Source organism: Mycobacterium sp. (assembly GCF_040509115.1).
Lineage (GTDB): Bacteria > Actinomycetota > Actinomycetes > Mycobacteriales > Mycobacteriaceae > Mycobacterium.
Genome location: NZ_JBEVLO010000218.1, coordinates 22368 through 28764, shown reverse-complemented (window position 1 = coordinate 28764; position 6397 = coordinate 22368). Strand labels below are relative to the sequence as shown.

The 6397-nt window shown below is 68.4% G+C and carries 5 protein-coding genes; 3 read left to right on the top strand and 2 right to left on the bottom strand.

Annotated elements, in window-relative coordinates; translation table 11 throughout:
- Positions 1-411 precede the first annotated feature (411 nt).
- Positions 412-1548, top strand: coding sequence for a glycoside hydrolase 5 family protein (locus tag ABW137_RS15240; protein WP_526401344.1), 1137 nt, complete (start codon positions 412-414; stop codon positions 1546-1548).
- 171 nt (positions 1549-1719) lie between these two features.
- The gene (locus tag ABW137_RS15235; RefSeq protein WP_526401342.1) at positions 1720-3195 is read left to right on the top strand and encodes a GntR family transcriptional regulator; all 1476 of its coding nucleotides are present in this window, start codon (positions 1720-1722) and stop codon (positions 3193-3195) included.
- Here ABW137_RS15235 and ABW137_RS15230 read toward each other — a convergent pair.
- Both ABW137_RS15230 and ABW137_RS15225 read right to left on the bottom strand, forming a co-directional pair.
- Positions 3109-3687, bottom strand: coding sequence for an ANTAR domain-containing protein (locus ABW137_RS15230; RefSeq protein ID WP_526401340.1), 579 nt, complete (start codon positions 3685-3687; stop codon positions 3109-3111). The two genes, ABW137_RS15235 and ABW137_RS15230, sit on opposite strands and share 87 nt — an antisense overlap.
- Positions 3688-3776: 89 nt before the next feature.
- The gene (locus ABW137_RS15225) at positions 3777-5216 is read right to left on the bottom strand and encodes an FGGY family carbohydrate kinase (RefSeq protein WP_526401338.1); all 1440 of its coding nucleotides are present in this window, start codon (positions 5214-5216) and stop codon (positions 3777-3779) included.
- Between ABW137_RS15225 and ABW137_RS15220 the strand changes: the two genes are divergently transcribed.
- Positions 5210-6358, top strand: a complete 1149-nt coding sequence (locus ABW137_RS15220) for an aldo/keto reductase (RefSeq protein WP_526401336.1) — start codon at positions 5210-5212, stop codon at positions 6356-6358. The two genes, ABW137_RS15225 and ABW137_RS15220, sit on opposite strands and share 7 nt — an antisense overlap.
- Positions 6359-6397: the final 39 nt, after the last annotated feature.

Sequence of the window (6397 nt, the reverse complement as noted above, 5' to 3'; positions counted from 1 at the left end):
CGCCCCAGCGAGGGGCGGGCCATCGGCATTCACAGGTGGGGACGGCGCGGGCGACCACTCGGACCGGGCACGTCTTCGGTGGTCCCTTCATGGGCAGATCACCGGTGTGACAACCCTCCTGGCTCGTTGCCGGGCGGCTGAGCGAGGTTGCGCTGCGGCGAACCGAAGCGGCCGCCGACGATAGCCGTCAGGGCTCGTCCCAACCCGCCGGAGTGACGTGCGCCACGCCGTGTGAACAGGCATTACGGCAGGATCGCGCGGCGTGCCAAGGCGCGGTCCACAATCGTCGGTATCGTCGCCGACCGGGTGGCCCGAACGCTGCAGGGGCGGTGGGTAACAGTTCCCCACCTCATTGGTTGCAAATCGGTACGGAGGTCTCAGAACATCGCCGTCGAAAACTATGGTCGCTTGGTGCACCGCCGAACTGCGCTCAAGCTGTCGCTGCTCTTGACGGCCGGTGCAGCAATCACCACGGTCCCCCGCGCATCGGCCGCCGCCGGCGTATGGTCGGCCGACCGGGCCAACCGCTGGTATCAAGCGCAGGGCTGGCTCGTCGGGGCGAACTTCATCACCTCCAACGCCGTGAACCAACTCGAGATGTTCCAACCCACCACCTACGACCCCAGGACCATCAACGCCGAACTCGGGGCGGCGAGGCTGATCGGATTCAACACCGTCCGGGTCTTCCTCCACGACCTCCTGTGGGTGCAGGACCGGCAAGGATTTCAACGCCGTCTGGCGCAGTTCGTCGCCATCGCCGCGAGTCAGGGCATCAAACCGCTCTTCGTCTTCTTCGACTCCTGCTGGGACCCGCGGCCCGCGTTGGGTCCTCAGCGTCCCCCGACGCCCGGCGTGCACAACTCGGGATGGGTGCAGAGTCCAGGCGCCCAGCGCCTCGGCGATCCCCAGTACATCCGCACCATGTACGAGTACGTCACGGGTGTGATGAGTCAGTTCCGTGGTGACGAACGGGTGCTGGGCTGGGACCTGTGGAATGAACCCGACAACCCCGCCAACGACTACCGCAAGGTGGAACGAAAGGACAAGCTGACCCTCGTCGAAGCCCTTCTGCCGCAAGTGTTTCAGTGGGCCCGCGCCGTCAACCCGATTCAGCCGGTGACCAGTGGAGTCTGGCAGGGGGCGTGGCGAGATGCAGCTAGTCGCAGTGCCATTGCCGACATTCAGCTCGCCAACTCCGACGTGATCACCTTCCACTCCTACGCCAAGCCCGACGAGTTCGAGGCTCGGATCGACGAACTGGCACCGTGGGGCAGGCCGATCCTGTGTACCGAGTACCTCGCGCGTCCACAAGGCAGCACCATCGAGGGAATCCTGCCAATTGCCAAGCGGCGCAACGTAGGTGCCTATAACTGGGGCATCGTGGCCGGCAAGACTCAGACGTATCTGCCGTGGGATTCGTGGGACCACCCCTACTCAGCACCTCCGAAGCTCTGGTTCCACGATCTGCTGCAACCCGACGGACGGGCCTACCGCCTGGAGGAGATTCAGTCCATTCAGAGGTTGACCGGGGCAGTCAGCCAACCGTGACGGCGACGTCGTCCTCAGTCCTGCGGCGCGGAAGCCCGAAGCCACGCCAACACTGGTTACACTGATATCCACAACAGCTCTGAATTGGTGGCGCCGCATCGGGGGAGATCGCGTCGACCCGATCCGAGGAGGGGGCGATGGCGCCTCGATCGACCACCGTGGACGGCCGACGTGGCCGGTGAAACCCATGATGTGACAGCCGCCTTCGACGATCTCCTTCAGCCGAACCGGATGTTGCCGTTCGCACCCCTCGGTTCGACCGACGTGCCGAGTGCGGTGGTGCGGCGACTCCGCGCAGCCATCAGCCTCGGGCTGCTTCCCGACGGCCGTCGGCTCCCGAAGGAAGCCGACCTCGCCGCTCGGCTCGGGGTGACCACCTTTGCCCTCCGGGAGGCACTCGCCGAGCTACGCAATCAGGGGCTGTTGGTCACCAGGGCAGGGAAGTACGGAGGAAGCTTCGTCACGTACACCGCCGAGAGCGACCAACTCGAACAGGACGAACTCGTCGAATTGTCGTCGGCCGAACTTCGCGACGTCGCCGACTGGCGACAGATGCTCGCCGCCCACGCCGCGGCGCTGGCGGCCCATCGCGCATCGGACGCCAACATCGAGATGTTGGCGGCCTTCGCGGCCCGTGTCGGCGAGGCGGGCAACAGTGTCGATGCGCGCCGCGCCCACGGCAGGTTCCTGCTCGAACTCGCCTCTGCCGCACAGTCGATGCGCATGGCGCGGGCGGAGTTCGCGGTGCACGAGCAGATCGACTGGCTGTTCGGACTGGCCCTGCAGACCGCCGAGGAACGCGCCGCCGGCGCCGCAGCACTGACCGAAATCGCCGACGCGGTGCGATCGCGCGACGCACAGCAGGCCAAGGCCGCCGCGGAGCGCTGCATCGGCCGACTCCTCGGGATTCTGGCCCGCCTGCGCTTCGAGCGGATCGCGGCCCGGCGGGACACCCAGGGTGCCGCCGTCTCCACCACGTTGGCCGGTGAACTCAACACGATCGTCGAATGCGTTGCCAGCAACCTCGACGGGTATGCCCGCGACGTCGCGCCACTGCTCGCCCCGGTCGGCACCTTCGAGACGGCGCGCCGAGGCATCACGCGTGCCTCGCTCCAGCGCATCGAGGCGTTCCCGCCCGTCGTGACGGGCGTCGGTGTCGTCATCGAGATCGGCGTCATGCCCCGACATCCCTACTGGATCCAGTGGTGGCAGCGCACCGAGGACGGTCCCGTCCCCCACGATCACCACGTTCTGGACCCGGGCTGCGAGGATTTCTACGACTATGCGCTGCGGGAGTTCTTCGACCGACCGCGCCGGGACCACCGACCCTTCGCGTCTGGTCCGTATGTCGACTACGGCTGCGTTGACGACTTCGTGCTGACGATCTCCGCGCCGATCCTGGCGGGCGACACGTTCCTCGGCGTCACGTGCATCGACATTCTCGTCGCCGACCTGGAGTCCTGGCTATCGCCGTTGCTGGCGGCTGCCGGGGAGTCCTACCTGATCAACGGCGAGCGCAGGGTGATCGTGTCGAATTCGGCCACCCACGGTGCCGGAGACCTATTGGCCACCGTCGACGGTTTCGTCGTCGACGAATATCCGCACCTGCGTTGGACCTTGCTCACCCGGCCCAACGGTGACGGCTGAGGCGCCGTGCCCCGAATCGATCGACGCTGCGGTTCGTGACGTACGTCGCCCGTCCGAGGCGGCCTCCCCGTCCATTTCGCGCCGGGCGATCCGCTCGTGCGCGCTGCGGAGAATGCCGTCGGCACTGAGCCGACGCAGTGCCGACCTCTGCTCGGAGAGGCCGACCAGATCCTGCGACAACTGCTCTGCCAGGTGGCGAAGTTTGACGTTTTGATGTTGCGAATGCTTGCGCAGCATCTCGAATGCGGCATCGGCGTCGACGCCATAGATGAACATCAACATCCCCTTGGTCTGTTCGATCACCGCTCGATTCGTGATGATCTCGGCCAGCGCCGCCGTCAACCGGCCATCGTCGTCGGACTCGTGGTCGGACCTGTCGTCGGACCTGTCGTCGGCGGTGCTGTCGACCATCCCGGCCCGACTTCTGCCGCGCACGCCCTCCAGCGATGCGCAGGCTGGCTGTGAGCTCGTCGACGACGGGTTTGCGGGCACGGTGGGTTTGTACCCACCACGCGCGATTGGTTATACCTAACGGAGCAAAATTGTCGTCGGCGTCATAAAGACCAGCGGTCTGCCGCTCACTACTGAGTAGCCCGTTCCCGCACGTCACTGCGGTCGGTCGGATCTCGAACCGGTGCGGGGCCACCCGCATCTGCTGGGCGTGGCGCGGACGTGCGCGCGGCAGCATCGTCCGCCATGCCGAGGGTGACCGACGGTGACGGCGTCCAGCCGATCGCCGCGGCCGCCAACAGGGCAGCTCCGGCCGCGGTGACCTGGGGTTCCCCGATGATGGTGAGGCGGCATCCGGTGACCGCCTCCTTGGCCGCCATCCAGCCGGGGGAGCGCGACCAACCGCCCGCGGCGTACACCCGCGGGCGGTCCGGAAGGTGCTGGGCGACGGCCCGTTCGGCGATACCCCCCAGCCGGGCCATGGCGCCGATCACGGCGGAGGCCCTGGACAGGGGCGAGCACGGGACGCTTGCAGTGAAGCGCGGCCCACCACCGCCGCGCGCGCCGGGCACGAACACCGGATCGTGCAGGTATTCGTCGGGGCGCTGATCGCCCGCGATGATGGCGTCGAGGTAGCGGCCGACCTCGGCGTCGTTGGCGGCCCACTGGACGTTGCGGGCCAGCTCCTCGACGCACAGCACGGTGGTACCCGGTCCGAATATCCCCGGTGCGACGTCGACGTCCGTGGTCCGCGCCACCCCGGGCGTCGAGGCCTGGGCGACCACGACTTCGGCGGTCCCCATGGAGTCGAGAATCGAATGGGGGTCCATCTGGTGGACACCCCACCCGCCGATGGGATGGTCGTGGCCACCGGCGACGACGACGGCTTCGGGATGCACGACGCCCGCCGCCGAGAGTCGACTGGAGGCGAAGGTGCCCACGACGTCTCCGCCGCGCTTGACAAGGGGCAGCAGTTCCGCCGAGCCGAGGGACGCCGCAACCCGGTCGTCGGCCCAGTCTCGCGTGCCCGCCCGCCAGGCTGCGGTGCGCGCGGCGATCGTGTCACTCATGAACGGAACGCCGGACCACACGCTGGAGGGGAAGTCGGTGAGTGCCAGCCAGGTGCGGGCCCGCGCCGCATCCGGGTGCGCCGCTGCCCACCGCCAACCGACCAGGGAGCGCGCCGCGTCGTCGGCCGTGCACGTCTGGGTGGACGGCACCAGCAGGGGCGCCAACGTCCGGTACAGCGCGGTGCGACGGGGGTCGAACCATGCCAGTGCGGGGGTCAGCGGCGTCAAGGCCTCGTCGACGAGGACGCCGTCCTCTCCGACTCCCGCGACCGACACCGCCCGCACGACGTGCGTGTCCGCGCACAGGTCGATGACCAGCTCCTCGATGGCGTCCAGCAAGGCCAGCGCATCGATCGACGCGTCGTCTGCACGCCGTGGCGTCGTGCGCCACCGCCGAGCCACCACCACACCGCGCGGGTCGACGGCGACCACCTTGGTGTTGGTGCTGCCGATGTCGACACCACACACCACCTGCGAGCGTCCGCTGCGAGGTCGTGACATGCCCGTCGTTCCTTCGGGGGTCCGGCGATCAGGAGTTGGGGGATCTGCACCTTCAGAGCTGCGTCGCTGCGCGCAGCGACGCTGGCGCCACCGTACTGCTCGCCGAGGCGGGTTGTGGACCGGGTTGTCGTGACGGCATGCTGACCCAGATGCGGACTGCCAACTCGAGTCGTGTCGTTGCGGTGAGCTCAGCGGACCGGCTCGGCCTTGGACTCGCGGCTCTGGGACGTCCCGCGTACATCACGGCAGGGCGCGAGCACGACGTCGGCGCTGCCCGGTCGGTGGCCGACATGCGGTCGCGTACCGCGGAAGTGCTCGACGCGGCGTACGCCGGTGGTATCCGCTACGTCGACGCCGCCCGGTCGTACGGCCGCTCCGAGGAGTTCCTCGCCGACTGGCTGACGTCAAGGCCTGCCGTGACCGACGTCGTCGTGGCATCGAAGTGGGGCTACCGCTACGTCGGGGACTGGCGAATGGACTCCGAGGTGCACGAGGTCAAGGACCACACCCTGAATGCGTTCAGTACCCAACTAGCCCAATCCCGAGCACTTCTCGGCGATCGCCTGAATCTCTACCAGGTGCACTCGGTGACCGAGGACAGCCCGGTGCTCGGCGACGCCGCGCTTCAAGGAGCCCTCGCCGACCTCCGCGACGCGGGGGTCCGCGTCGGGTTGTCGACGTCGGGGCCGCGGCAGTCGGCGGTGATCCGCGCGGTGCTCGACCTCTCGGTGAACGGCTCACGGCTGTTCTCGTCGATCCAGTCGACGTGGAACGTCCTTGAGACCTCGGCGGGACCCGCGCTGGCGGAGGCGCATCGGGCCGGCGTGGACGTCGTCGTCAAAGAGGTCTTCGCCAACGGCAGGCTGGTGCCGGACACCACGGACCCCGCTAGTGGGGTGCGGCGAGCGGCCCGGTTAGCGGCCGAGCTGGGCGTCGGCCTCGACCAGCTCGCACTGGCCGCTACCCTCGGTCAGCCGTGGGTACCCCGGGTGCTCTCGGGCGCGGTGACCGCCGCGCAGGTCCGGTCCCACCTGGCCGCAGCGACGATCGAGGTGCCCGCCGACCGGCTCGCGGAGCTGACCGACTGCGCCGAGGATCCCGAACAGTACTGGGCGTCCAGGTCCCGTCGCGCATGGGCGTGACGTCCGGCCGTCGGCAACCTCGCCGCACGTCGGTGTTGC